The sequence below is a fragment of the Burkholderia sp. MSMB1459WGS genome (assembly GCF_001534535.1).
In the GTDB taxonomy this organism is placed as follows: Bacteria; Pseudomonadota; Gammaproteobacteria; order Burkholderiales; family Burkholderiaceae; genus Burkholderia.
The window spans coordinates 120,315-145,065 of sequence record NZ_LPMU01000069.1 but is presented as its reverse complement, the minus strand read 5'-3'; the positions used below and the strand labels follow the sequence as shown (position 1 = coordinate 145,065).

General features: G+C 66.4%; 22 protein-coding genes. 10 read left to right on the top strand and 12 right to left on the bottom strand.

Annotated features, from left to right (window positions below):
* Positions 1–73: 73 nt before the first annotated feature.
* The 4 genes from WT97_RS27290 to WT97_RS27275 form a co-directional block, all read right to left on the bottom strand.
* Complete coding sequence (locus WT97_RS27290) at positions 74–1,105, bottom strand: ParB/RepB/Spo0J family partition protein (protein ID WP_059790273.1); 1,032 nt, start codon at positions 1,103–1,105, stop codon at positions 74–76.
* Complete coding sequence (locus WT97_RS27285; protein ID WP_006497839.1) at positions 1,098–1,793, bottom strand: ParA family protein; 696 nt, start codon at positions 1,791–1,793, stop codon at positions 1,098–1,100. The genes WT97_RS27290 and WT97_RS27285 overlap by 8 nt, the downstream gene beginning before the upstream one ends.
* A 1,585-nt stretch (positions 1,794–3,378) precedes the next feature.
* Positions 3,379–4,395 (bottom strand): AraC family transcriptional regulator, encoded by a 1,017-nt coding sequence (locus WT97_RS27280; protein WP_060354757.1) that lies wholly within the window; start codon positions 4,393–4,395, stop codon positions 3,379–3,381.
* Positions 4,396–4,524: 129 nt separating this feature from the next.
* Positions 4,525–5,649: an MBL fold metallo-hydrolase gene (locus tag WT97_RS27275; RefSeq protein WP_059790266.1), complete on the bottom strand. Its 1,125-nt coding sequence runs from the start codon at positions 5,647–5,649 to the stop codon at positions 4,525–4,527.
* Between the two features lie 83 nt (positions 5,650–5,732).
* Between WT97_RS27275 and WT97_RS27270 the strand changes: the two genes are divergently transcribed.
* Positions 5,733–6,386: a TetR/AcrR family transcriptional regulator gene (locus WT97_RS27270; RefSeq protein WP_059790263.1), complete on the top strand. Its 654-nt coding sequence runs from the start codon at positions 5,733–5,735 to the stop codon at positions 6,384–6,386.
* A gap of 173 nt (positions 6,387–6,559) precedes the next feature.
* Positions 6,560–7,051, top strand: coding sequence for a flavodoxin family protein (locus WT97_RS27265; RefSeq protein ID WP_060354756.1), 492 nt, complete (start codon positions 6,560–6,562; stop codon positions 7,049–7,051).
* A 104-nt stretch (positions 7,052–7,155) separates the two neighbouring features.
* Here WT97_RS27265 and WT97_RS27260 read toward each other — a convergent pair whose 3' ends face one another.
* Complete coding sequence (locus tag WT97_RS27260) at positions 7,156–7,740, bottom strand: DUF2889 domain-containing protein (protein WP_059498799.1); 585 nt, start codon at positions 7,738–7,740, stop codon at positions 7,156–7,158.
* A gap of 636 nt (positions 7,741–8,376) precedes the next feature.
* Here WT97_RS27260 and WT97_RS27255 point away from each other — a divergent pair.
* Positions 8,377–9,048, top strand: a complete 672-nt coding sequence (locus tag WT97_RS27255; RefSeq protein WP_059498798.1) for a ProQ/FinO family protein — start codon at positions 8,377–8,379, stop codon at positions 9,046–9,048.
* A gap of 668 nt (positions 9,049–9,716) precedes the next feature.
* Here WT97_RS27255 and WT97_RS27250 read toward each other — a convergent pair.
* From WT97_RS27250 to WT97_RS27220, 7 genes are all read right to left on the bottom strand, one after another.
* Entirely contained in the window at positions 9,717–10,304 is a 588-nt protein-coding gene (locus WT97_RS27250) for a nitrogen fixation protein NifQ (RefSeq protein ID WP_060354755.1), read from the bottom strand.
* Positions 10,305–10,379: 75 nt separating this feature from the next.
* Complete coding sequence (locus WT97_RS27245; protein ID WP_060036986.1) at positions 10,380–10,805, bottom strand: molybdopterin-binding protein; 426 nt, start codon at positions 10,803–10,805, stop codon at positions 10,380–10,382.
* A 183-nt stretch (positions 10,806–10,988) separates the two neighbouring features.
* Positions 10,989–12,485, bottom strand: coding sequence for an efflux transporter outer membrane subunit (locus tag WT97_RS27240; protein WP_060354754.1), 1,497 nt, complete (start codon positions 12,483–12,485; stop codon positions 10,989–10,991).
* On the bottom strand, positions 12,482–13,450 hold the full coding sequence (locus tag WT97_RS27235) for an HlyD family secretion protein (protein WP_059498794.1): 969 nt from the start codon (positions 13,448–13,450) through the stop codon (positions 12,482–12,484). Before WT97_RS27235 ends, WT97_RS27240 begins: the two co-directional genes overlap by 4 nt.
* 1 nt (position 13,451) lies before the next feature.
* On the bottom strand, positions 13,452–13,664 hold the full coding sequence (locus WT97_RS27230; protein ID WP_059498793.1) for a DUF1656 domain-containing protein: 213 nt from the start codon (positions 13,662–13,664) through the stop codon (positions 13,452–13,454).
* A 34-nt stretch (positions 13,665–13,698) separates the two neighbouring features.
* Complete coding sequence (locus tag WT97_RS27225) at positions 13,699–15,822, bottom strand: FUSC family protein (RefSeq protein WP_060354753.1); 2,124 nt, start codon at positions 15,820–15,822, stop codon at positions 13,699–13,701.
* On the bottom strand, positions 15,819–16,298 hold the full coding sequence (locus WT97_RS27220; protein WP_059498791.1) for a MarR family winged helix-turn-helix transcriptional regulator: 480 nt from the start codon (positions 16,296–16,298) through the stop codon (positions 15,819–15,821). Before WT97_RS27220 ends, WT97_RS27225 begins: the two co-directional genes overlap by 4 nt.
* A 602-nt stretch (positions 16,299–16,900) precedes the next feature.
* Between WT97_RS27220 and WT97_RS27215 the strand changes: the two genes are divergently transcribed.
* The 7 genes from WT97_RS27215 (at position 16,901) to WT97_RS27185 (ending at position 24,742) form a co-directional block, all read left to right on the top strand.
* Positions 16,901–18,313 (top strand): PLP-dependent aminotransferase family protein, encoded by a 1,413-nt coding sequence (locus WT97_RS27215; RefSeq protein ID WP_060354752.1) that lies wholly within the window; start codon positions 16,901–16,903, stop codon positions 18,311–18,313.
* A 107-nt stretch (positions 18,314–18,420) separates the two neighbouring features.
* Positions 18,421–19,392, top strand: coding sequence for a hydroxyectoine utilization dehydratase EutB (gene eutB, locus WT97_RS27210; RefSeq protein ID WP_060354751.1), 972 nt, complete (start codon positions 18,421–18,423; stop codon positions 19,390–19,392).
* 1 nt (position 19,393) lies between these two features.
* Entirely contained in the window at positions 19,394–20,398 is a 1,005-nt protein-coding gene (locus WT97_RS27205) for a cyclodeaminase (RefSeq protein ID WP_060354750.1), read from the top strand.
* Between the two features lie 10 nt (positions 20,399–20,408).
* Positions 20,409–21,617 carry an ectoine hydrolase DoeA gene (doeA, locus tag WT97_RS27200; RefSeq protein WP_060354749.1) on the top strand — a complete coding sequence of 403 codons (1,209 nt, stop codon included), beginning with the start codon at positions 20,409–20,411 and terminating at the stop codon, positions 21,615–21,617.
* A 3-nt stretch (positions 21,618–21,620) separates the two neighbouring features.
* Positions 21,621–22,670, top strand: coding sequence for a N(2)-acetyl-L-2,4-diaminobutanoate deacetylase DoeB (doeB, locus tag WT97_RS27195; protein ID WP_059790243.1), 1,050 nt, complete (start codon positions 21,621–21,623; stop codon positions 22,668–22,670).
* A gap of 1 nt (position 22,671) precedes the next feature.
* On the top strand, positions 22,672–23,142 hold the full coding sequence (locus tag WT97_RS27190; RefSeq protein ID WP_059498785.1) for an Lrp/AsnC family transcriptional regulator: 471 nt from the start codon (positions 22,672–22,674) through the stop codon (positions 23,140–23,142).
* A gap of 121 nt (positions 23,143–23,263) precedes the next feature.
* Positions 23,264–24,742, top strand: coding sequence for an NAD-dependent succinate-semialdehyde dehydrogenase (locus WT97_RS27185; RefSeq protein WP_060354748.1), 1,479 nt, complete (start codon positions 23,264–23,266; stop codon positions 24,740–24,742).
* Positions 24,743–24,751 lie beyond the last annotated feature (9 nt).

Sequence of the window (24,751 nt, the reverse complement as noted above, 5' to 3'; positions counted from 1 at the left end):
GCCGTGCGCCGGACCGTCGTGCGGTTCGGCTTCGCGACGCAGCGCGGAGGCGAGGCCTTGTGCCGGTGGCGCGTTACTTCGACGTGGCCGTCGCCAGATCGGCGACGTACGCGTCGATGACGGTCTTGAGCTTGTCGGCAAGCGCTTCCTGGTGGGATGCGTCGACGCCCTTGAGCTGCAGGTCCAGACGCCCGTCCGGATAAGTCTTCAATTGGCCGATCGCGCGCGATTCGAGCGCGAAGTCATGACGAACGCTGTAGCGCGTGCGTCCGGCCTTCTTGGCGCCGTCGCTCTGCGTCCGCAGGAAATTCTCGAGATCGCGGACGGATTTCTTCCGGTCGATCACGGCCGTCAGCAGCCGGTCGGCCGTCGGCTCGCCCAGGCGTTCGAAGATCAGCTTCAGGAAGTACGCGGCCTGCAGACCGACCACGTCGCTCGCACTGGCCATCCGTTCCAGCAGCGTGTTCGGCAACGCATTCAGCGACAGCGTCTTGCTGATCGATGCCTTGTCCTTGCCGATTTTCTCTGCCAGCGTGTTCTGGTCGGCAAAGACTTTTTCGTCCAGGAGGCGCTTCCACGCGACCGCATCGTCGAAGATCGTCTGGCGTTCGTGGTCGTGGTTCGCCCGATACGCGATCGTATAGAGTTGCTCGGGGGTGTGATCCGTGCGGAACGTCGCATTGATCGTTTCGTCGCCGTTGATGCTCGTCGCACGCAGCCGGCGTTGCCCGTCGATCACGACGAGCTTGCCGGGAAACTCGGGGAGCCGCGTGACCTTGATCGGCTCGATCTGCCCTTCCCGCTTCAACGTCAGTGCGAGTTCGTGCAGGCTCGATTCCGAGTAGAACACGCGCGGGTTGAACGGGTTCGGGATGCAGTCCTTGACCAGCACTTTCTGCGGCGCGCCCAGATCGGGCGTACCGGCGGGCGCGGTTGCTGCCGAGGCACTGGCGAGCGTCGCTTCGACGACGGCAGCCGATGCGGCCGCCGGCTCGGGCAGCCGCGTCTCGAGTGCCGCATTTTCCTGCGCGAGCCCGCGCAACAGGCCGGCTGCCAGATGCAGGTTGCCGGCAGGCTTCTTGTCTTTCGAGGTGTCCTTAGCCATGGGCGGCTCCGGTAGCGCGCGTCGACGCGATGTATTGGGCCATTTCCGTGACCAGCTTTTCGATTTCCGCGCGGGCTTCCTTCAGGCCCTTCAGATATCGATTGTGGTGATGGATCGTGGTGCCGAGTGCGAACGTCTGACGATAGACCTCGCGTTGCGCTATCTGGCTATCGAGCAGATGCTCCCCTATTTCTTCAGCTCTTAGAATTTTTAAAATTTCTTCACGCATTTTAGTTTTTCCATTGACGCTATTCAGCATTAATGCGGAAGAAAGTTGAGGATTTCGAACGGCGCGCATCGACTCGATCATGCGGATCATCGCGACGGTGCTGTACAGATCGGCCGGCGACGGCGAAAGCGGCACGAGGCAGAAGTCCGCCACTTCGAGGACGGATGCAATACGCGGATCTTCGAGGTTCCCAGGGCAATCGACGACGATTACGTCGAAATTTGCGTCCTGCTTCTTGATCTCGCCGCCGATGCCGCGGCCGGCGGGCGCCAGCGACAGGACCGTCATCGGGAGTGTGTTCTCGCCACTTGTGACCCAGCGGACCGAAGTGCCTTGAGGATCGGCATCGATCAGCGCGACCTTGTTGCCGCCGGCTTCGAACGCAGCCGCGATGTTGACGGAGATGGTTGTCTTTCCAGTTCCACCTTTTTGATTACTGACGGCGATCTTGAAAGCCATTGAATTCCTCCACGGAGTTTTGCGTAATATATGTAGTTATTCTTCGAATGTCCAGAAAATTGCTCCGCATCACGAATGTTCTATTGATCGTTGTGGTTGTTATGTGACAAATAGGCCGAATGGCCGGGTGCTATACACGGACAGTGATTCGATAAAGGCCATCGATCAAGATTGAAGAAAGAACAATAAACAACAGAAATCCAACTGTCTTTGGCATCAGTAACGAAGCCATTGCACGGAGACTTGGCGCCTCATCGTGCGTTGATCTCACTCGTGGCTCGATATGAACGCATGCCCGTGATGTTGTCTGCGGCGCGAAAACAGACAGTTGTCACGTGACAAGTCGCCTGGCACTCGATTCTTTCTGGAGATGTACGTTGCAGAGAAGTCCTTGACGCGATTGCGACTCGGGCGGCGGAGAAATTGCTTTATTCCGACTAGGGCCCCGTGACGACGTCCGCTGATGTGGCAACGAGATGAGTTGTCACGTGACAAACGCCTCGAAGCCGACCCCGGAGCGACTTTGCGATCCTTAAGGCGTAGTCATGGTTGAGCCAACCCTCAGGGCGTAGGAAGCATATGCTCGGAGGAGGCATCGTCGGTAGCTTTGGGTCCACAGGACTCGTGAGCGCATCGATGAGTTGTCACGTGACAACAAGAGCCGGTGGCTGGTAGCTGGGCAACGGGAGGCTATATATAAAGTGATGCGTACCGGCCGGAGTTGAAAAGGACCGGCTGGGGTGGCGAGGCCCAGACCCGATGGCGGCTGATCACTCTGTCGTCGCACGTGCGCCCGTACGCTGACACGACGCCCCTAAGCAAATGCCAAGGCATGTCTCTACCAAGATATCGCAGCGACATTGATATGTCCCCATTTAAATGGGGAGTCTTTGGCGTTGTCGCTCATGCCAGTCAATAGGGGGGCTAGCTTCGCTACAAATATCGGTGCTGTACGCGGACAGCAAAGCGCGAGATTACCGCGCATGTGGGCAGCAATTGGCGCTGAATCCGTGCGCCGGATCGATGTGACGATCCAAACAGGCCGGGTCGTGAAACATTCTTCGAAAATCGATGTCTGCCGGAAATCCTTGTGTAGCAATGGCTTGCGCCATATTCTTCATGTTGTTTCACGCAAAATGGACGCGTTGACGCTGAGAAATGGGGCTGTATGCTATTTCGGCGCACCAATGTTGAAAATCGATTGGCCAAGCGCAGATTCGTTTTTATTAGTACGTGATTTGTGGTTTTTGATACGTTTTGGGACGGAGAGCCGCAGAAGGTCGTCGATGTACCGGAAGATCCGTGCCCTTTGAATCGCGTCGAGTCGCCAATCCACCCAACGTACGTCGATATTTAGCTCCAGTTGTCACGTGACAACGCATGTGTCGGCTCCCCGATTCCGGGAATCTCGACGCATCGCGAGAAGAAGCTCAGGCCGAAGGGGCGGGAACGAATCCTGGGGGCGACCAGTACAACGTAGTCTCCGGAAGAGGAATTGTCCACTTGACCCCGCATGCGAGCAGCCGATCCGAACTTTTACTGAGCCCCTCCAATGCCGGCACATCTCCACCGCCGCCTGGCGTAATCAATAACTCGCCACGATCGATAGCGAGACGTCCGCGCCACCTCGCAGGCTATCGATATCCCTTCGCGGAGAATTACCGAACAGCCGGCTATATTCCCGGTTGAACTGGGTGGGGCTCGCATACCCGACGCGGAAGGCCGCCGACGCAGCGTCGAGCCGCTCGGCCAGCATCAGCCGACGTGCCTCGTTGAGCCGTATCCATTTCTGATACTGCAACGGACTCATGCCGGTGAGCTGACGGAAGTGGTGATGGAAGGTCGAACTGCTCATCTGAACCTGCGCCGCGAGATCATCGACGCGCAACGACTCGTCATAGTGCGCGCGCAACCACCGGATCGCGCGTGACACGCGGTTGCACTGACTGCCGGTGGACGCAATCTGGCGTAGCCGGGCGCCCTGATCGCTCGTCAGCAGCCGATAGTAAATTTCCCGCTCGACGTACGGTGCGAGAACGGGAATGGCGTTCGGGTCGTCCAGCAGCGCGAGTAACCGGTTCAGCGCGTCGTAGAGCGGTTCGGTCATGTCGCCGACGACGAGTCCGCGGCCTGCAGGCGTATCGTCGTGATCCAGTGCGACTTGCATCATCAACTCGGCCATGACGCGGAAATCGAGCTTGAGGCCCAGCCCGAGAAACGGTTTGTCGGAGCTGGCCTCGATGATCTGCGTCGAACCAGGCAGATCGAGGGACGTGATCAGAAAGCGGTCGGCGTCGTAAATATAGGCGTCCCCGCTTTGCATGACCCGCTTCGCGCCCTGAACGACGAGGCCGAAGCTCGGTTCGACCATGCATTCCATCGGCAGCGTTGGTGCTTCCCTTCGATGAAAGCTCAGGTTGGGAATGGCCGTGTTGAAGTGATCGACACCTTCGGTCCATTTCGCGACGCGCTCTGCAAGCGTCTGTCGCAGCTCGTTCTCGCGGCTGCGGCGGGTCGAACGGTGGCCTGTATGATCAAACGCCGCGATGCCGACGTCATCGTCTCGTTGGCCGGGTATGTATCGGACGGGTACCGGATGCATGACTTCTCTACTCGGGTAATCGGAACGACGGACAGCCCGCCGACGTGCAGGGAGGAGGCCAACAACGCGTGCACCGCCCGGAATCGCGACACCACCATCGGCCCGGAAGGCACGTAGCGCCCTGGTGGACTACTTCGTCGCCTGCGATGCGCAAAACTGCCAGCGTCGCGATTTCGTCGCCGGCGCTGCCGCGCGCTCGTCGACCGTACGCCACCAACGCTCACCACGATGCGGTGCGCCGAGATCGACGCGCTCGCCCATCCTCGGCGTCGACAGCTCGATGCCGCGCACGAGCGCCAACGCCGTGACACGCTCGAACGGCTCCTGCCAGCGGTGCATGGCGAGGTCGAACGTGCCGTTGTGGATCGGGATCAGCCAGCGTCCGCGCAAATCGATGTGCGCCTGCACGGTTTCTTCCGGCTGCATGTGCACGTACGGCCATTGCGCATCATAGGCGCCTGTTTCGATCAGCGTGACGTCGAACGGCCCGAGGCGCTCGCCGATCTCCCGGAAGCCGTCGAAATAGCCCGTATCGCCGCTGAAGAACAGGCGCAGGTCGTCGTCGACGATCACCCACGACGCCCATAGCGTGCTGTTGCCGTCGAACAGGCTACGGCCGGAGAAGTGCTGGGCAGGCGTCGCCGTCAGCGTCAGCCCGGCTACGTCCATGCTTTGCCACCAGTCGAGCTGGCGGACCTTGTTCGCGTCGATACCCCATTCGATCAGCCGATCGCCGACGCCCAGCGTCGTCACGAACACGCTCGTGGTTGCGGCGAGCGCGAGCACCGTGTCGCGGTCGAGGTGATCGTAATGATCGTGCGACAAGATCACGCCGCGCAGCGGCGGAAGGTCTTCCAGCGCGATCGGCGGTGCATGAAAGCGCTTGGGGCCGATGCGCCGAAACGGCGACGCGCGCTCGGCAAAAACCGGATCGGTCAGCCAGAATTCGCCGCGCAATTTCAGCAGCAGCGTCGAATGGCCGAGCCGGTACAGGCTGCGATCGGGCGCCGCGTCGAGCTCCGCGCGGGCCAGCGAATCGACGGGCAAGGCACCGGCGGGCACGGTATGACGCGGCTTGTTGACCAGCATGTTCCACGCGATTCTCAACGTCTTCCCCAATCCTTCGGCAGGCCGCGGTGCGACATTGGCAAAGCGCTCGCCATTGTGCTGCGGCGAACTGCCGGACAGCGTCCGGCCACGTCGGGCTGCCGCGAAACCAAGAATGCGGTGAATCAAAACGAGAGGCGATGCCATGTCGGTTCGTCCGGAGAATAAAGTACACTGAACAGTGTAGTTTATTTTTGGGATAAGTAAACTGCCCGGTGTAAAATTTCCAAATGGATACCAGCACTCCCCCTCAGCGTCTGACCGACCGAAAGCGCGCAGCCATCGTCGACGCGGCAATCGAGGAATTTCTTGCGGCGGGCTACGATGCGACGAGCATGGATCGCATCGCTGCGCGCGCGGACGTGTCGAAGCGCACCGTCTACAACCACTTCCCGGGCAAGGAGACGCTTTTCGCCGCGATCCTGAACAAGCTGTGGGATGCGACCCGGACGGGCAACTCGCCGACCTATCGCGCCGACGTGCCGCTGCGCGAGCAACTGCTCGCGCTGCTCGACCGCAAATTGCGGTTGATGAACGACGAGGCGTTTATCGCGCTGGCGCGTGTCGCGATCGGCGCGGCCATTCATTCGCCGGAACGGGCGCGCGACATGGTCGAACGCCTCGGCGAGCGCGAGGAAGACGTCACGATCTGGGTGCGAGCGGCTGCGGCCGCCGGTCGTCTGTCGGTCGCCGATCCGGTGTTCGCCGCGCATCAGTTGCATGGGGCCGTGAAGGCATTCGCATTCTGGCCGCAGATTACGATGGGTCAGCCGCCGTTGACGGCGCAGGAGCAGCAGAAAGTGGCGGAATCGGCTGCCGACATGTTCCTTGCGTACTACGCGCGACCGGACGACGGCACAGCAGCGCATCGCACGCAGGACTGAATGCGCGACCGGAAGCATCCGCAAGCACGGGCGAATCGAAATCGTTGCAATGCGCGAAACCGCCCAATCCGCGGAAAACGACCGAAAAATGGCGTCCATCCGTGCCGACCGGCCATCGGGCCAAACTCGACGATACCGTCGGCGCGTCCAAAGCCGATTGCGAGCAACTATCCATGAAGACGCTGTTGATCGTCTATCACACGATGACCGGAGGCACGCAGCAGATGGCCGAAGCGGCTGCCGGTGCGGCACGCGAGCAGCCCGGCGTCGACGTCAGGCTGCAGCGCGCGGACGCGACGAGTGCAGACGACGTGCTGGCCGCCGACGCGTACCTGTTCGCGACGCCGGAGAATCTTGCGGCGATGTCGGGGCTGATGAAGGATTTCTTCGATCGCTGCTACTACGCGGCGCTCGATCGCGTGAACGGCCGTCCGTATGCGGCGATGATCTGCGCGGGAAGCGACGGACAGAACGCATTGCGCCAGATCGACCGGATTGCGACCGGATGGCGGCTGAAGAACGTCGCGCCCGGCCTGATCGTCTGCACGCATGCGCAGACGCCGGAGCGTATTCTCGCGACGAAGACGATCGACCGCGACGCGCTCACACGTTGCGCCGAACTGGGCGCAGGGCTTGCCGCTGGGCTGGCGCTGGGCATCTTCTGATGACGGATGCGGCGGCGCCGATCCGCCGAATCGACGAAGGCAGGCTCTGCGGCCGTTCGCTCGATGCCGTTCCGCAAACGCCGAACCGGCCGAATGCCGGCGCGCTAGCTGCCCTTTGCCGTCGCCGGAGGCTGGTGATATTCGGGCCAAAGACGTTTTACGAGATCGCGCGACGCGCCGTATGCGTAGCAACTGTCGATCTTGAGCGGCTTGCCGTCGCCGTCGCGGTAATCGAGCGACGATCGCCGCATGCCGACCATCGTCTGATAAGCCGTCGTGGCGATCGGGCCGAGCAATTCCTTCAGGTGCGTGCACGTATCGCAGGACGGCAGGCGCTTGCGAACCTCGCTGTTCCAGCCGGCGCCGATGTTCAATCCGACGAGCGCCTGCAGCGAGTCGCCGCCGCCCGGACACTGCGCATACGGGTGCGAACGGATGAACGTGGATACGGCGCGCACGACCATGTCGATGTCGAAGACCAGTGTCACGCCGAGATCGTGGAGCGGCGTCAGCGCGGCGACCGTCCGCGTGCCGCCGGGTGGCTTGAAATCGCTGGTCTTGCGGTCCGCGAGGCAGGCCGTCACTTCGAACAGGCCATCGCTGCGTCGATAGCCGCGCATGTCGATCTGCCGATGGTGAATCTCCTCGCGCGTGACGTCGTCGTGCGGGGTGTCGTCTTGGGAAACCATGCATCCGCTCCATCGCTAGTAACCGGGTCTTTTCGCAGGCAACGGGATCGCGTCCGGACGATCGGGCGCGCGGTTAAAAACAGCGGGGACATGCTGCCAACGAAGTCGATTCGGCCATACTACGCACTTTCCGATATCTTCGTCCGCGACGCGATCGATGCGGACGCAACGAATGGGGCGCCGATGCCGGTGCAAACGAGGGTCGGTATGTCGCGCGACGTCGGCGGGCCACGCAACGGGTCGCGGATGCGGCACGACGCTGTTCGACGGCCGTCGCGCGGAAGACTGCTTGTCGGGTGCACGCACAGCCCGATTTCCGGTGGTAGCCGCGAATGGCGTGACATCCGGAAACGTATCCATATAATGCGCAACACGACCGCGCGGACGCATTTTCGGCGTCGCGGATCGGGCAAATGCAGACCGGCGAGTCAACCGGCCGTCCCGCGTACCGGTATACTTCCAATCCTGTCTTGTCCGGCATCGAGGCCGGGTGCCTGAAAACAGAGTGGCGTGCACGATGCGGCCCCGTAGTATTCCGCACCGGCGGCAGGCCGGCCGCACGCATGGCGGCGACGCTTTCGTGCCGCACGGCACGGCCGCACGAACCACACCTTATATTCCTGGTGGATTGAATTTATGGGTTTTGAACAACTTGCCGAATTGCGGGCGCAGCTCGCGGCGAAGGCCAAGCAGGAGCGCAACGCGAAGCGGCCGGCTGCGCCGACGGACGCCGGCGCGAAGCCGAAGTCCGGCGACCAGCCGTCCCGCGGCGCCAAGCCGGCTGCCGGCGCGAAGGCGCAGCACCGGGCGAAGCCTGCTTCGGCGAAGCCGTCGGCGCCGGTCGATCCGGTCATCGTCGCAATCGGCAAACTGCAGCGGAAGTTTCCGCGCGCGTTCCCGAAGAATCCGGCCCCCAAAGTGCCGCTCAAGGTCGGCATCTGGGACGATCTCGCACGCGAAGCGCAGGCCGTCGGCCTCAACGAAGCCGAACTGCGCGAAGCAATGTCGACGTGGTGTCGCGGCAACCGCTACTGGTCCTGCCTCGTCGAAGACGCGGTGCGCGTCGATCTGCAGGGCAACGAAGCCGGGCGCGTGACGCACGACGATGCGGCGCGTGCGCGCCGTCTAAAGGCTCGCCGCCCCGGCAAGGGCGCGGCACAATCGGCCAAGGGTGCGCCGCAGCAGCCGAAGATCGAGCAGCAGGCTGAGACCGCTGTCGCGCCGCAATCGGCGCAAGCCGAAGCGGAAGCGAAGGTCCAGACCGACGCCGCGCCGCAGGTCGAACAACAAGCGGCCAGCAACGAGTAATTCGCACGACGCGCGTCGACCCTACTGTGCTTCCCCGCATGCAAGTCGCATGCAGCGCATGACACGACAGACCGACCTGCGTCGACAGACGCAGGTCGGGACTGCCTCCCCTGGCGCAAAACCTGCCGGTACACCACCTCCCTCGTCGAACAGACAACGCAACCGGACGACTGACGCTCATCGATCGACGTTGGCGCGCAAGACGCTTCGATTGCAAAATAATATGCATCACTGATTAATTCGGCGCGTCAATCTGAAATTTGTTTTACGCAATGTTTGCGTGGAAATCGTCGATCGACGCTATGTGCGATACCGGTCGCGGCGATGCTGATGGAGCCCGGCGTCTACGCGATCAGCCTCGGTTCCCGTTTATGGGAAACGCAAACAGCCGATCGTCGGTCCCGGCATGCGGAGTGCCGTCACGTCGTCGAGGCACGTATTGGCATTCGCGCACTGGAAGCCGCTCGTCGCCGGATCCTGTTGGAGGTGCGGAACGCGCTCCGGCAACCGGCCTGCACGTTTGACGAACATTCGGTCGTCGTTGCGTGAAATACCGGCGATCTACGGGTTGCGTGAAAGCGGGAGGTGGCGTCGAAGTCGCGTAACGACAGGTTCCGGCTGACGATGCGACGCCACAGACATCGGCACGCACGTCGCCGCGACAACCATCACGCTCGACGAAAACAGAAACCGAAATCCTCGCAGCCCGGGCACCCGGGTGCGGGCCCGGGCGGCACGCCGAGCGATGCGGCTACTTCTTGCGCAAGGAATTTTTTCCAGCGCAGATGAGCGAGGTTGCGCGCGGCGAGCGCGGGGAAAAAGCGCTCGAGCATCGCGGATACCGCGTCGCGCCCATCGAGCCCGAGGTCGCGCCACAGATGATCGGGGCGCAGGCATGCATGCGCGATGATCGAGGCGAGGCAGTCGGCATCGTCGCGGGCGACGGCGGGATTCGCGTCGGCCATCAGCCGTGCGTGCAGCGTCGCGACGAATGCCGAGTGAGCGGCCAGCAACGGTGGCGGCGCGACCGCCGGCGCGAGCGCGGCGGTATCGATCGATCGCAGATGCGGAAACTGCCGGGCCAGCAGGCCGGCGAACTGGCCGGCAGACAAGCCCAGCAGCGAGAGTTCGTTGCGACCCGCGCGTGCCGCGACGAGTGCACCGAACAACTGCGCGTCGGGTACGTCGACGTTGGTCGCTGCCGATTGCAACGACTGCAACACCCGTTCATGCGTGCGATCGGCCGAAGCGGTCATCGTCAGTCCCCGGACGAGAGCCCGTTCGCACTTCTACGCGGCGCACGATGAGTCGCCATCGCGTTCGTTACGCGATCACTCGACGCCGACGATCACGCTCGACGCCTTGAAGATCGCGGATGCGGCGGTGCCGCGCGCGAGGCCGAGACGATCGACGCTGTCGTTGGTGACGATCGCGACGATCTCCGCACCGCCTGCGGACTTGATCACGACCTCCGAATTGACCGCGCCCTTCGCGACCGACGCGACGGTGCCCGCGACGCAGTTGCGGGCCGACACCTTGCTGCTGTCGACGTCGACCATCACGATGACCGACGACGCCTTGACGAGTGCGAACGCCTTCGTGCCGGCCGCGAGGCCCAGCGACGCGGCGCTGCCGTGGGTGATCACGGCGACGATCTCGAGGCCGTCCTGCGTGCGCAGCGTGATTTCGTCGTTGACGGCACCGGGTTTGACGGCGCCGATCTGGCCGGCGAACTGGTTGCGGGCGCTGGTTCGCATGATGACTCTCCGGGTGGATGCCGCGGCCGGAGCGGCCGCGGCGGAAGATCAATGGAAGTACGTCGGCCAGTGTACCGTCAAAGCGGGTGCGCAGCGCGTCGCGGATGTTATCGCGCGAATCAGGAACCCCCACCGTCACGGCACGTTGCACCATGCATGCGTTTCGTGCCGACGGCGATGATGCTACGGCGCCGACGCGCCGGCCGCGGGTGCCGCAGCGGCGGCGCTGGCGTCCGCTGCGGCCGTTGCGTCATCGCTGTCCCAACCGCCGCCGAGTGCGAGGAAGAGCCGCACCTGGTCGGCCGCGACCTGGCCTTCGGCCGCCGCGACCTGCGCCTGCACGCTCGTCAACGTGCGCGTCGCGTCGAGATCGGAGAGGAACGATTCGCGGCCGGCCGCATAGAGGCGATGCGTTTCGGCAGCGGAATTGCGGGCCGATTCGTAGGCGGTGCGCAGCGCATCCGCGCGCTGCACGTCGGCCGCATAGGTTGCGAGGCTCGACTGCGTTTCGCGCAGCGCATTCAGCACGACGCCGTCGAAGTGCGCGAGTGCGCCGCCCGTCGCGGCCTCGGCTTCGCGCACGCGCGCACGCTGGCCGTTGACGGGGAACGACCAGCTGATCAGCGGGCCGAACGACCAGCGATTCGTGGTGGACGAAAACAGGTCGGCGGCGACGCCGACCGAGCCCGCCGACGCACCGATGCTGACCGACGGGTACAGCGCGGCGGTCGCCACGCCGATCCGCGCGGTCGCGGCGGCGAGCTGCCGCTCGGCTTCGCGTACGTCGGGACGGCGGCGCAGCAGCGCGGCGCCGTCGCCGATCGGAATCGGCTGACGCAGCTTCGGCAGGCGTTCGCATTCGGTGGCGGCTTTCGGCAGATCGGCCGGCGCGCGCGCGAGCAGCGCGGCGAGCTGGTACTGCGCGATCTTGCGGCGGCCTTCGAAGCGCGGAATGTCGGCGGCGAGCGTGCGCACCTGCGTTACGCCGCGCGTCACGTCGGTCTGGTTGCCGCGCCCGGCGTCGCGCAGCCGCTGCGACAGCGCGACGCGCTGCCGCTGCAGCGCGAGCGACTGCTTCGCGATCGCGAGTTCGTCGCCGGCCGAGCATCCTTCGACGTACGCGCGCACGACGTCGGCGACGACCGTGATGCGCGCCAGGTCGCCGGCCGCCTTGACGGCCTCGCTGTCCGCGCGTGCGGCTTCGACGCCGCGCCGCAGCTTGCCGAACAGGTCGAGTTCGTACGACACGTTGATGCCGACCGTGCCTTCGTTGACGACCGGCAGCTTGTTTTCGAGCAGGTATTGCTCGGCCGATTCCTGCGCACGCTGCACGGCCGCTTCCGCGCGGCCCGAGAAGCCGCCCTGTTCGTTCGCGACCACCAGCGCCGCGCGCGAGCGGGCGAGGTTCGCCGCGGCGACGCGCAGGTCGGTGTTCGATTTGAGCGCATCGCGCACGAGCGCGTCGAGTACCGGGTCGTCGTACAGTTGCCACCAGTTGCCGGGCACCGCGTCGCGCGACACCAGCGCACCGTTCGCGTCGTCGAGCGCATGGTTCGCGAGCGGCGCATTGACGTACGCCTGTTGCGGCAGCTTGTAGTCGGGGCCGACCGACTTGCACGCGCCGAGTACGAGCGCAAGCGGGGCGAGCGTCGCCGCGACGCGCAGACGGTGCCGCTTCATTGCGATGCTCCCACGGCGCTCGCGGCCGTACCGGATGCGGTCGAGGCCGCACCCGCGGCGCTGGCGGCAACCGGTTTCGCATTGTCGTCGCGGCGCGATTCGGCGCCGCGCATCGACACGGTCGCGGTGCGGCCCGCGATCATCCGGAAATCGTCCGGCACCTCGTCGAGTACGACGCGCACCGGTACGCGTTGCGCGAGCCGCACCCAGCTGAACGCCGGGTTCACGTTCGGCAGCAGGTTCGCGCCTTGCGTGCGGTCGCGATCCTCGATCGCGGCGACGATGCTCTGCACGTGGCCGCGCAGCGCATGCGGCTCGCCCATCACGATGATGTCGACCGGCTGGCCGATATGGATGCCGCGCAACTTGGTCTCCTCGAAGTAGCCATCGACGCGGAACGAGTTGCGGTCGACGACCGACAGCACCGCGCGGCCGGCCGGCACGTATTCGCCGACGCGGGGGGCGCGGTCGTTCAGGTAGCCGTCCACGGGACTGACGATCGTCGTGCGCTGCAGGTTCAGCTTTGCGGTGTCGAGCGACACCTGCGCATCGGCGACGCTGGCTTCGCCTTGCTCGACCCGCGTGCGGCTTTCCTCGACCTGTTCGCTCGCGACCAGGTTGCCGAGCTGCAGGTTGCGTGCGTATTCGCGCTTCGCCTGCGCGAGCGTCGCGCGGCGCTGCGCGAGCGTCGCTTCGGCGAGCCGCTCCGCGAGCGCGTAGCGCGCCTGGTCGATCACGAACAGCACCTGGCCGCGCTTGACCGCCTGGTTGTCGGCGACCTGCACCGACGTGATGAGGCCCGACACGTCCGGCGCGACCTGGATCACGTCGGCGCGCACGTGCCCGTCGCGCGTCCACGGCGAGAACATGTAGTAGTTGATGATGCGCCACAGCACGAGGCCGGCCACGACGACGACGATCAGGGTGAGCAGGACTTGCCCTGCCGAGAGCCAGGTTTTTTTCACGTTAGGTAGCCACGAGTTGGTGGGACACGATCACGACGGCGGCCAGCACGAACACGTAGATGCCGAGGTCGAAGATCGAACGGTGCCAGACGAGGCGGTAGAAGCCGACGCGCTCGAGCAGCGCGCGCACGACGATGTTGATCAGGTAAGCGATCAGCATCAGCACGAGCGGGGCCGGCACGAACACGCCGAAGATATCGATTTCGCCGATCATGGTCGCGGTCGGAAGGACAGGGTGGAAAGCCGGCTCATGCGCGCGCTCCGTCCGGCGCCTGAGGCGCTTGCGCGGCCGCGGCCGGATACAGCGACAGGCGCAGGCCGACGAGCGCGTGCAGCGTGTCGCGCAGCCGGCGATGCGTGGCTGGCGCCGCGGGTGCGGGCGCGCCGTCGGCCGGCGCGGCGCCCGGCAGGGTGCGACCGGCCACGCGCTGCAGCGCGTCGTCGATCGTCGCGAGCAGCGCGGGCGGCGCGGGCTGGCGCGCGTTCGCGGCCGCGCAGCGCGTGTAGTGATCGGTGACACCGGCCAGCACGCGATCGATCGCGTCGGGCACGTCGCCCGACAGGCGGCGGCGCGAGCGGCGCAGGTCGAGCGCATTCAGCGCGATGCGCAGGTCGCGGAAGCTCTCGATCGACGGGTGGCGATGGTCGTCGGACGCGCCGAGGCGCGGCAGCAGTTGCGTGACGCGGTCGAGCATCCGCGATGCGTGGTTGCGCTGATCGTCGAGCGGCTGCGTCGACGCGGCGCGCGCGACGTCCTCCCAGCCCGAGCGCAGCAGGCGCCGCACCGCGAGTTCCGCGCCGAACGGGCGCGTCGCACGCGTCCATACGTAGGCGAACAGCAGCCCGGCGACGCCCGCGAGATTGCTGTTCAGGAACACGAAGAAATCGGCTTCGTACGCGCTCTGGATGCTGATGAAGGTGGCCGTGTTCACGGCGACGAGCATCGTCACCATGTTGAACTGCGGGCGCGGCAGCAGCGTGCCGATCAGGATGAACGGGCCCGCGAACATCAGCACGAGCATCGCGAAATCGTGCACGTGCGGCAGCACGACGAACAGGTACAGGCCCGCGAACACGACGCTCGCGGCGGTCGACAGGAAGAACTTGAACACCAGCGGCGCCGGCTCGTCGAGCGCGGCGAAAAAGCTGCACGACACGGCCACGAGCGTGACGGCGGCCGCGCCGTCGTGCCAGCCGGACGAGATCCACAGCCAGCACGCGAACACGATCGCGAACACGACGGTCAGCGTCGAGAACAGCATCATCCCGCGATCGAAGAAGCGCTCGGTGCCGCCGAGCCGCCAGTGCCGGTAGCGCGGCTGCCACACGCCCGACTCGTTCGCGATCAGCGCGCGCAGCGAGCGGCAGTCCTGCCAGATGTCGATGACCTGGCGCAGCCGCCACAGCGCATTCGACAGCAGCGCGCCGTCCCAGCTCGCCAGCGCGCTGTCGGGCGGCTGCAGCGCGGCGATGCGCTCGCGCAGGTCGTCCGCGACCGGATCGTGCGCCATGTCGCCGTCGGAGCCGGTCTTGACGGCCGGCAGCGGCGCATCGAACCACTTCGCGGCGTCGGCCAGCAGTGCGTCGAGCGCGGGCGGACGCACGTGCAGGTCGCGCATCAGCGCGATCAAGGGATCGGCGAGCGACGACATCAGCGGCAGGAACAACTGCATCCGGCCCGCGAGCGCCTGAGCGCGCGCGAGCACACGCGGATGCGCATGGTCGTAGCCCAGCTGGCTCAGCAGGAATTCGAGGCCGGTGATCGTCGCGGCGAGCCGCTGCCGGCACGCGGACAGCGCCTTGCCGGCCAGATGCCCGGACAGCGTTTCGCGGCCGTAGAACGCGGCGTCCTTGAACCATGCGTCGGTGCGCTCGATCAGCGTCGGCGCGAGCCGGTTCGGAAACACGGTGCTGCCGACCACGCTCGCGCACACGATGCCGAGCACGATTTCCTCGGTGCGCGCGATCGCGACGTCGAACACCGTGGACGGATCGGTGACGGTCGGCAGCGCGATCAGCGGCATCGTATAGCCGGCGAGCATGAAGACGTAGCTGCGCGCGGTGCGGTCGGAGATCGCGAGGTACAGCAGCGTGCCGCACCAGGTCGCGACGATGATGCTGAACAGGAGCGGCGTCTCGACGAACGGCGGCACGAAGAAGATCGCGGCGGCCGCGCCGAGCGCGGTGCCGAGCGCGCGGTACAGCGCCTTCGAGCGCGTCGCGCCGACGAACGGGTTCGACACGATGTAGACGCTCGCCATCGCCCAATACGGGCGCGGCAACTGGAAATACAGGCCGAGGTACAGCGCCAGCATCGACGCGGCGAACGTCTTGCCCGAGAACAGCCAGTCGCGAAGGCTCGGATAGGTCATGACGCGGAGTCGACGGGGCGGGACGGGTGCGACGCCGAAGGATGCGGATCGGCCGCGTTGAACGCGTTCAGCACGCGCAGCGTCGCTTCGAGATCGGCGCGCGACACGCCCTTGAGCACCTGTGCACGCAGCGCGCGCAGGTCTTCCTCCATCTTCGCGGTGATCGCGCGGCCGGCGGCCGTCAGCGAGATCGTCTTCGCACGGCGATCGTGCGGATCCTCGTCGCGGCGGGCGAGGCCGGCCGCGCACAACTGGTCGAGCAGGCGCACGAGCGACGGCCCTTCGATGCCGACGTGCTCGGCGAGCGTGCCTTGCCGCACGCCTTCGCCGAGGCGGCCGGCGATCAGCAGCGGCGTCGCGCAGGCCTCGGATACGTTGTACGCGGTCAGTACGCCGTCGCTGGTGCGGCGCCACTTGCGCGCGGTGAGCACGAGCAGGCTGCTGACGGCGAGGCGGAGGTCGTGCAGATTGGTCATGGGCGAGATGATAGGGCAAAAACATTCGATAGCAAACTATCGGTTTCGATCATCCGGATGACACTCGGACGACATGCCGCATGCACACGGCCGGCCCGTCTGAAGCCATCCGGGCGGCGTGCCGGCCATGGTCGGGCGGCAAGGCTGATGACCCCGGGCCGCCGGCGCGCCGACCATATTGAATCGTCAGACGAGAACGGCTCGTCAGCACGGCGCGCGCGTTCAGTAAATTCGAAGCCCCGGCTCGGGAAAAACCGGACTTCGCGAAACGACCGTGGCGTGCAAATCGGGGGCACTGCAAGCGCGCGGGCGGTTCCATACGTGTCGACCTCATCCTCGCATGCCGCTCCCCACGTCGCGGCGGTGGCGCTCGACGACGGCAGGATGGTCGGCACGCGGGCGATCCCTGGGCATCGCGCATTCTGCGACGCAGGCGTCCCGCGACGTCCATAAAAGTGCCGGAGGCCTGTACTCATACGGGCACGCCGATTGCGCCGCTGATTCGACCCATAAGTCCTGCTTTCGCGCGCGATTGCACTAGGACAATATTTTCGGGGTGTCTTTCTGAGCGACCATGCGGAAGCCACGACGGAGACATCGAGATGGGACGGACCGAGGTATCGGCAGGCTGGCGCGACGCGATCGGCGCGGTGCACGGCATCGAGTCGAAATACAAGCGGCTCGTGAAGGCGATTGCCAGCGACATCGAAAACGGCGCGCTCGCGCCGGGCGCACGGCTCGCGCCGCAGCGCGACGTCGCGTCGAGCCTCGGCGTCAGCGTGCAGACCGTCACCAACGCATACAAGGAGCTGGAACGCCAGGGGCTGATCCGCTGCGAGGTCGGCCGCGGCAGCTTCGTGGCCGCGCGCGTGACCGAATCGATGTCGAACTACATCCTCGATACGACCGAGCGCGAACTGGTCGACTTCTCGATCGCCCGCATCGTGCACACGCCGGAACACGATGCCGCGTGGCGCGGCGTATGTGCGGCGCTGGCCGGCACCGACGATCAGCCGTGGATCCGTTCGTTCCGGCCGATCGCCGGCCTCGACGCGCATCGCGACGCCGGCGCCGCGTGGCTCGCGTCGCTGAACATGCCGGTGCATCGCGAATCGCTGCTGGTCACGAACGGCGCGGCGCACGGGATCTTTCTCGCGCTCGCGTCGATCGTCGGGCCGGGCGATACCGTGTTGTGCGAGAGCCTGACCGATCACGGCGTGATCGGCTCCGCGAACGTGCTCGGGTTTACGCTGAAGGGGCTCGAGATGGACGAGCACGGCATTCGTCCCGAACATTTCGAGGAGATGTGCGACAGCGAGCGGATCAGCGCGCTCGTGTGTACGCCGACCCTCAATAACCCGACCGTGTCGCTGCTGACCGATTCGCGGCGGCGGTCGATCGCACGCATCGCGACGCGCTACGGCGTGTACGTGATCGAGGACGACGTGTACGGCCCGCTCCCCGAGAAGACGGGCACGCCGATCGCCAGCCTGATTCCGGAGCTCGGCTTCTACTGCACGAGCATGACGAAATCGGTGCTGACCGGGTTGCGCACCGGCTATCTCGCGATGCCGCGGCGGCTCGCGTTGCGCGTCGAGAGCGTGCTGCGCGTGAGCAGCTGGATGGCGACGTCGCCGATCGCGGAAATCGCGACGCGCTGGATCGCCGACGGCACCGCGCGGCGGCTCGTCGAACTGCAGCGCCAGCGGCTCGCCGTGCGCCAGGAGATGGTGAGGGCCGCGCTGGGACCGTATGTGCTCGGTGCGCACCCGAATGCACTTTCGGCATGGCTACGCGTGCCCGACTACTGGCAGGCCGAGCGGCTCGTACGCGAATTGCGCACCCGCAAGATCGCGGTGACGTCGCCCGATCCGTTCCTCGTCGGCGGCACGGAGCGGCCGAATGCGGTGCGCGTGTGCATCGGCGCCGAAACGTCCGATGCCGCATGCAACGCGGCGCTCGAGACGATCGCGGGCGTGTTCGAACAGTATCCGCACCTGAACGATTTCCACTGAACCGGCGGCGCTGCCGCGATGTCGCGCGCAATGTATCAGGACATTCGAAAGCGCGATTTGGAACATTAGACTGGATCGCATCACATTCGTCGCGAGGCGCGCGTTCCATGTCCTCCCTGTCGTTGTCCGACGTCTACCGCGCGCGCCGCCGCCTCGCCGGGCGCGCCGACGGTACGCCGCTCGTCGCGTCTGCCGCGCTGTCCGCGCGCGTTGGCGCACCCGTCCACCTGAAGCTCGAAACGCTGCAGCCGACGGGCAGCTTCAAGCTGCGCGGCGCAACCAACGCGCTCGCGGAACTCGCGGCGCAGGGCGTGACGCGCGTGGTGACTGCGTCGACCGGCAACCATGGCCGCGCGGTCGCGCATGCGGCACGCGCGCTCGGCATCGACGCGGCCGTCTGCATGTCGTCGCTCGTGCCGGCCAACAAGGTCGAGGCGGTCGCGGCGCTCGGCGCGCGCGTGGTGATCGTCGGCGACAGCCAGGACGATGCGCAGGTCGAAGCGCGGCGCCTCGCGCGCGACGAAGGCCATGCGTACGTGCCGCCGTTCGACGATCCGCACATCATCGCAGGCCAGGCGACGATCGGCGTCGAGATACTCGAGGCGCTGCCCGATACGGCGACGCTCGTCGTGCCGCTGTCGGGCGGCGGCCTGTTCAGCGGCGTCGCGTTTGCCGCGAAGGCGATCCGGCCGCCGATCGAAGTGATCGGCGTATCGATGGCGCGCGGCGCCGCGATGCACGCGAGCCTCGCGGCCGGCCGTCCGGTCGACGTCGACGAGCAGCCCACGCTGGCCGATTCGCTCGGGGGCGGCATCGGTCTCGACAACCGCTACACGTTCGACATGACGCGCGCGTTGGCCGACGACGTCGTGCTGCTCGACGAGCCGTCCATCGCGCGCGGCATCGCGCATGCGTATCGGGAAGAGCGGCTCGTCGTCGAAGGCGCCGGCGCGATCGGCCTCGCCGCGTTGCTGGACGAGCGGATCGTGCGCCGCGACCGCAGCGGCCCGATCGTGGTCGTCGTGAGCGGCGCGAACATCGACATGGCCGTGCATCGCCGGCTCGTTTCGGAGAACTGACATGGCCCATCCCGTCACTTTGCTGGGTCAGGCGCAACTGCGTGCGCTGGTGCCGCTCGATCTGGCCGCGATCGACCAGGTCGAAGCCGCATTCGCGTCGCTCGCGACCGACGCGGTCGTGATGCCGCCGATCCTGAATCTCGCGCTGCCGGAGCGCCACGCCGAAGTGGACGTGAAGACGGCGTACCTGCCGCGCTTCGACAGCTTCGCGATCAAGGTCAGCCCGGGCTTCTTCGACAACCCGTCGCTCGGGCTGCCGAGCCTGAACGGGCTGATGCTCGTGCTGTCCGCGCGCACCGGCCTGACCGAGGCCGTCCTGCTCGACAACGGCTACCTGACGGCCGTACGCACCGCGGCGGCCGGCGCGGTGGCCGCGCGCCGGCTCGCGCGGGCCGATGCGCACCGCGCGGCGATCGTCGGCGCGGGCGAGCAGGCGCGGTTGCAGCTCGCCGCGCTGATGCTCGTGCGCGACATCACGCACGTGACGGTGTGGGCGCGCGATACCGCGCGGGCCACCGCATTCGCGGCCGACGTGCGCGCGGCGCATGGCATCGATGTGACGGTCGCCCGCTCGGTGCATGCGGCGCTGGCCGACGCGGACATCGCGGTGACGACCACGCCGAGCCGCGCGCCGCTCGTGCACGCGGAAGACCTGCATCCCGGGCTGCACGTGACGGCGATGGGTTCGGACGCCGATTACAAGACCGAACTCGCGCCGTCGGTGTTTGGCGCGGCACGCTATTTCTGCGACCGGCTGCAGCAGACCCGCGTGGCCGGCGAACTCGCGCACGCGATCGCGGCCGGGGCCGTCGCAGCCGACGCCGTGTTTCCCGAACTCGGCGAAGTGATCGCCGGCCGCCGCGACGGCCGCACGCATCCCGACGACATCACGATCTGCGACCTGACCGGCACCGGCGCGCAGGACACCGCGATTGCCGTGCTCGCGCTGCAACGCGCCCGCGCGGCGGAAGTGGGCACGATTTTTCACAACGACCTCACGACTTGAGAGGAGACAGATGTCCGCAGTCATCGAAACCCAGAACGCCGCGCCGCGTCTCGCGTTCGCGCGCAGCGAATATGCCGCGCGCATCGCGAAGACGCGCGCGGCGATGGAGCGGGTCGGCATCGACCTGCTGATCGTCACCGATCCCACCAACATGGGCTGGCTGACCGGCTATGACGGCTGGTCGTTCTACGTGCACCAGTGCGTGCTGCTGGCGCTGGACGGCGAACCCGTGTGGTTCGGCCGCGGCCAGGACGCGAACGGCGCGAAGCGCACCGCGTTCATGGCGCACGAGAATATCGTCGGCTATCCCGATCATTACGTGCAGTCGACCGCGCGCCACCCGATGGATTACCTGTCGACCGAGGTGATCGCGGCGCGCGGCTGGAGCACGCTGCGCATCGGCGTCGAGCTCGACAACTACTACTTCAGCGCGGCGGCGTACGCGTCGCTGCAAAAGCATCTGCCGGCGGCGCGCTGGCTCGATGCGACCGCGCTCGTCAACTGGCAGCGCGCGGTGAAGTCGCCGCGCGAGATCGAGTACATGCGTGTGGCCGCGCGCATCGTCGAGCGGATGCATGCGCACATCGTCGAGACGATCGAGCCGGGCATGAAGAAAAGCGACCTGGTCGCGCAGATCTATGCGACCGGCATCGGCGGCGCGGACGGCTTCGGCGGCGATTATCCGGCGATCGTCCCGCTGCTGCCGACCGGCGCGGACGCGGCCGCGCCGCACCTGACCTGGGACGACTCGACATTCTCGCGCGGCGCCGGCACGTTCTTCGAGATTGCCGGCTGCTACCGGCGCTATCACTGCCCGCTGTCGCGCACCGTCTATCTCGGCAAGCCGCCCGCGCACTTCATCGAAGGCGAGCGCGCTGTGGTCGAGGGCATCGAAGCGGGACTCGCGGCCGCGAAGCCGGGCAACGTGTGCGAGGACATCGCGAACGCATTCTTCGCGGTGTTGCGCCGCGCGGGGATCGAGAAGGACAGCCGCTGCGGCTATCCGATCGGCGCGAGCTATCCGCCCGACTGGGGCGAGCGCACGATGAGCCTGCGTCCGGGCGACCGTACGGTGCTCGAACCTGGCATGACGTTCCATTTCATGCCCGGGCTGTGGCTCGACGACTGGGGGCTGGAGATCACGGAAAGCATCCTGATCACCGAGACCGGCGTCGAGACGTTCTGCAACGTGCCGCGCAAGCTGTTCGTGAAGGAGTAGGCGATGCGTGCTTCCCCGATTACGCCGACCGTCGATTTCGACGCGGACGGCGAACAGCACGGCTTCCTGAAGCTGCCTTACTCGCGCGACGATTCTGCGTGGGGCGCGATCATGATTCCGGTGACCGTCGTGAAACGCGGCGACGGGCCGACGGTGTTGCTGACCGGCGGCAATCACGGCGACGAATACGAAGGGCCGGTCGCGCTGTCGAAGCTCGCGGGTTCGCTGAAGGCGGCCGACGTGACCGGCCGCGTGATCGTCGTACCGTTCATGAACTACCCGGCGTTCCGCGCCGGTTGCCGCACGTCGCCGATCGATGCCGGCAACCTGAACCGCAGCTTCCCGGGCCGGCCGGACGGCACCGTGACCGAGAAGATCGCCGATTACTTCCAGCGCCACCTGCTGCCGCTCGCGACGCACGTGCTGGACATTCACGCGGGCGGCCGCACGCTCGACTTCGTGCCGTTCGCGGCGATTCACGTGCTGGAAGACCGCGAGCAGCAAGCGCGCTGCGAGCGCGCGATGCGCGCGTTCGGCGCGCCGTATTCGATGCGCATGCTGGAACTCGACAGCATCGGCCTTTACGACAGCGCGGCGGAAGAAGCCGGCAAGGTGTTCGTGTCGACCGAGCTGGGCGGCGGCGGCACGTCGACGGCGGCGAGCGTCGCGATCGCCGAGCGCGGCGTGCGCGGCTTTCTCGCGCATGCCGGCGTGCTCGCGCGGCGCGAAGGCGAGCGCGCCGGCGCGGGCGGCGCGCCGCGTACGACGACGCTGCTCGACATGCCGGACGGCGCTTGCTACACGACCAGCGAGCATCGCGGCCTGCTCGAGATGTGCGTCGATCTCGGCAGCGAGGTCGAAGCCGGCGACGTGCTCGCGCGCGTGCACGACATCGACCGCACGGGTGTCACGCCGGTCGAGTACGTCGCACGGCGGCGCGGGCTGCTCGCCGCGCGGCATTTTCCGGGCATCGTGCAGACGGGCGACACGATCGCGGTGGTGGCCGACATCGTCGAGCGCAACATCCCGGTGGCGGCCTGGAGCGACGCATAACGTGGTCAAGCTCGACCGATACGACCTCGCGATCCTGCGCCTGCTCGAGCGCGACGGGCGCATCACGAAGTCGAAGCTCGCCGAGGCCGTGAACCTGTCGATTTCGCCGGCGTGGGAGCGCGTGCGCAAGCTGGAGGAAAGCGGCGTGATTCGCGGCTATCGCGCGGACGTCGACTGGATCGGCGCGTTCTCCGGCAGCCGCATCGTGGTCGAGGTGACACTGTCGCGGCACACCGCGCCCGACATGCGGCGCTTCGAGGATCGTGTGGCCGCGGCGCCCGAGGTCGCGCAGTGCTATGCGACGGGCGGCGGCGTCGACTACGTGCTGCACGTGATCGCGCGCGACATCGACCATTACCAGCGCTTCATCGATGCGTTGCTGATGGAAGACCTCGGCATCGAGCGCTACTTCACGTACATCGTGACGAAGGTGGTGAAGTGCGGATCCGGCGGCGCGCCGGACTGGCTGTGAAAGTTCGCGCCGGCACGCGGCAATACGGAAAAAACCGGCATTTCCGGCGGTGCAAACCGAAATTTCCGCATGCGCGGGCGCGACACAATGAAGTCCGTGCCCACCAACGAGGAGACGCAGCATGCTGCCCGGACACCCTGTTCTGTTCAAGTCGACTTGCTACGTCGACGGTCGCTGGATCCACAGCGATAGTGCCGCGACGGTCGCCGTCGTCAACCCCGCCGATCAGGCGGTGATCGGCCACGTGCCGATGCTCGAACGCGCGCAGATCGTCGCGGCCGTCGACGCCGCGCAGCGCGCCTACGGAAGCTGGCGCTGGACGCCGCAAGCGGTGCGCAGCGCGGCGTTGCTGCGCTGGCATGCGCTGATCCTGCGTCACGTCGACGATCTGGCCGCGCTGCTGTCGCTGGAACAGGGCAAGCCGCTGGCCGAAGCACGCGGCGAGATCCGCTATGCGGCGAGCTTCGTCGAATGGTTCGCGAACGAGGCGAAGCGTGTGGCCGGTCGCACGATTCCGACCCACATCGACGGCGCGCATCTCGGTACCGTGATGGAGCCGGTCGGCGTCGCGGCGCTGATCACGCCGTGGAATTTCCCGGCCGCGATGATTACGCGCAAGGCGGCGGCCGCGATCGCGGTCGGTTGCACCGTGGTCGTGAAGCCCGCGCACGAAACGCCGTTCTCGGCGCTCGCGCTCGCGCAGCTCGCCGACGAGGCCGGCTTCCCGGCCGGCGTGTTCAACGTGGTGCTCGGCGAGCCGCAGATGGCGATGGAAACGCTGGTCGGCGACGCGCGCGTGCGTGCGGTGAGCTTCACCGGCTCGACGCGCGTCGGCCGGCTCGTGACCGAAACCGCCGCGAAGGCCGGCATCCGCAAGATCGCGCTCGAACTGGGCGGCAATGCGCCGTTCATCGTGACCGAGGATGCGGATGTCGATGAGGCGGTGCGGATTGCCGTCGGCGCGAAGTTCCAGACGTCCGGCCAGGACTGCTGCGCGGCGAACCGGATACTCGTCGCGCGCCCGCTGTACGACGCGTTCGTCGAACGGTATGCGAACGCGGTGCGCGCGCTGAAGACGGGGCCGGCGTTCGAGCAGGGCGTGGACGTCGGTCCGCTGATGCATCAGGCCGCGTTCGACGCGACGGTGGCGCGCGTCGACGATGCGCGAGCGCGAGGCGCGCGCATCGTCGCGGGCGGGCGGCCGCATGCGCTCGGCGGCTGGTTCTACGAGCCGACCGTGATCGCGGATGCCGCGCCCGGCATGCGCGTGGTCGACGAGGAGAACTTCGCGCCGATCTCGGCCGTCAGCGCGTTCGACACGCTCGACGAAGCCGTCGAAACGGCCAACGACACCGAGTACGGCCTCGCCGCCTACGTATGCGCGACACGCATCGACACGATCTTCCAGCTTGTGCGGCGGCTCGATTTCGCGATGGTGTCGGTCAATGGCGTGAAATTCACCGGCGCGCCGATTCCGTTCGGCGGGATGAAGGCATCGGGCCTCGGGCGCGAAGGCGGCACCGAGGGCTTCGAGCCGTTCACCGAAACCAAGTACTTCTGCCTCGGCAATCTCGGCCTGCCGGTTGCGGCGACGGCCTGACCCATTCAA

What these genes read in the sequence shown, in the direction of transcription:
- WT97_RS27290 (WP_059790273.1), bottom strand. Translation starts at nt 1,105, where the DNA reads ATGGCTAAGGACACCTCGAAAGACAAGAAGCCTGCCGGCAACCTGCAT.
- WT97_RS27285 (WP_006497839.1), bottom strand. Translation starts at nt 1,793, where the DNA reads ATGGCTTTCAAGATCGCCGTCAGTAATCAAAAAGGTGGAACTGGAAAG.
- WT97_RS27280 (WP_060354757.1), bottom strand. Translation starts at nt 4,395, where the DNA reads ATGCATCCGGTACCCGTCCGATACATACCCGGCCAACGAGACGATGAC.
- WT97_RS27275 (WP_059790266.1), bottom strand. Translation starts at nt 5,649, where the DNA reads ATGGCATCGCCTCTCGTTTTGATTCACCGCATTCTTGGTTTCGCGGCA.
- WT97_RS27270 (WP_059790263.1), top strand. Translation starts at nt 5,733, where the DNA reads ATGGATACCAGCACTCCCCCTCAGCGTCTGACCGACCGAAAGCGCGCA.
- WT97_RS27265 (WP_060354756.1), top strand. Translation starts at nt 6,560, where the DNA reads ATGAAGACGCTGTTGATCGTCTATCACACGATGACCGGAGGCACGCAG.
- WT97_RS27260 (WP_059498799.1), bottom strand. Translation starts at nt 7,740, where the DNA reads ATGGTTTCCCAAGACGACACCCCGCACGACGACGTCACGCGCGAGGAG.
- WT97_RS27255 (WP_059498798.1), top strand. Translation starts at nt 8,377, where the DNA reads ATGGGTTTTGAACAACTTGCCGAATTGCGGGCGCAGCTCGCGGCGAAG.
- WT97_RS27250 (WP_060354755.1), bottom strand. Translation starts at nt 10,304, where the DNA reads ATGACCGCTTCGGCCGATCGCACGCATGAACGGGTGTTGCAGTCGTTG.
- WT97_RS27245 (WP_060036986.1), bottom strand. Translation starts at nt 10,805, where the DNA reads ATGCGAACCAGCGCCCGCAACCAGTTCGCCGGCCAGATCGGCGCCGTC.
- WT97_RS27240 (WP_060354754.1), bottom strand. Translation starts at nt 12,485, where the DNA reads ATGAAGCGGCACCGTCTGCGCGTCGCGGCGACGCTCGCCCCGCTTGCG.
- WT97_RS27230 (WP_059498793.1), bottom strand. Translation starts at nt 13,664, where the DNA reads ATGATCGGCGAAATCGATATCTTCGGCGTGTTCGTGCCGGCCCCGCTC.
- WT97_RS27225 (WP_060354753.1), bottom strand. Translation starts at nt 15,822, where the DNA reads ATGACCTATCCGAGCCTTCGCGACTGGCTGTTCTCGGGCAAGACGTTC.
- WT97_RS27220 (WP_059498791.1), bottom strand. Translation starts at nt 16,298, where the DNA reads ATGACCAATCTGCACGACCTCCGCCTCGCCGTCAGCAGCCTGCTCGTG.
- WT97_RS27215 (WP_060354752.1), top strand. Translation starts at nt 16,901, where the DNA reads ATGGGACGGACCGAGGTATCGGCAGGCTGGCGCGACGCGATCGGCGCG.
- eutB (WP_060354751.1), top strand. Translation starts at nt 18,421, where the DNA reads ATGTCCTCCCTGTCGTTGTCCGACGTCTACCGCGCGCGCCGCCGCCTC.
- WT97_RS27205 (WP_060354750.1), top strand. Translation starts at nt 19,394, where the DNA reads ATGGCCCATCCCGTCACTTTGCTGGGTCAGGCGCAACTGCGTGCGCTG.
- doeA (WP_060354749.1), top strand. Translation starts at nt 20,409, where the DNA reads ATGTCCGCAGTCATCGAAACCCAGAACGCCGCGCCGCGTCTCGCGTTC.
- doeB (WP_059790243.1), top strand. Translation starts at nt 21,621, where the DNA reads ATGCGTGCTTCCCCGATTACGCCGACCGTCGATTTCGACGCGGACGGC.
- WT97_RS27185 (WP_060354748.1), top strand. Translation starts at nt 23,264, where the DNA reads ATGCTGCCCGGACACCCTGTTCTGTTCAAGTCGACTTGCTACGTCGAC.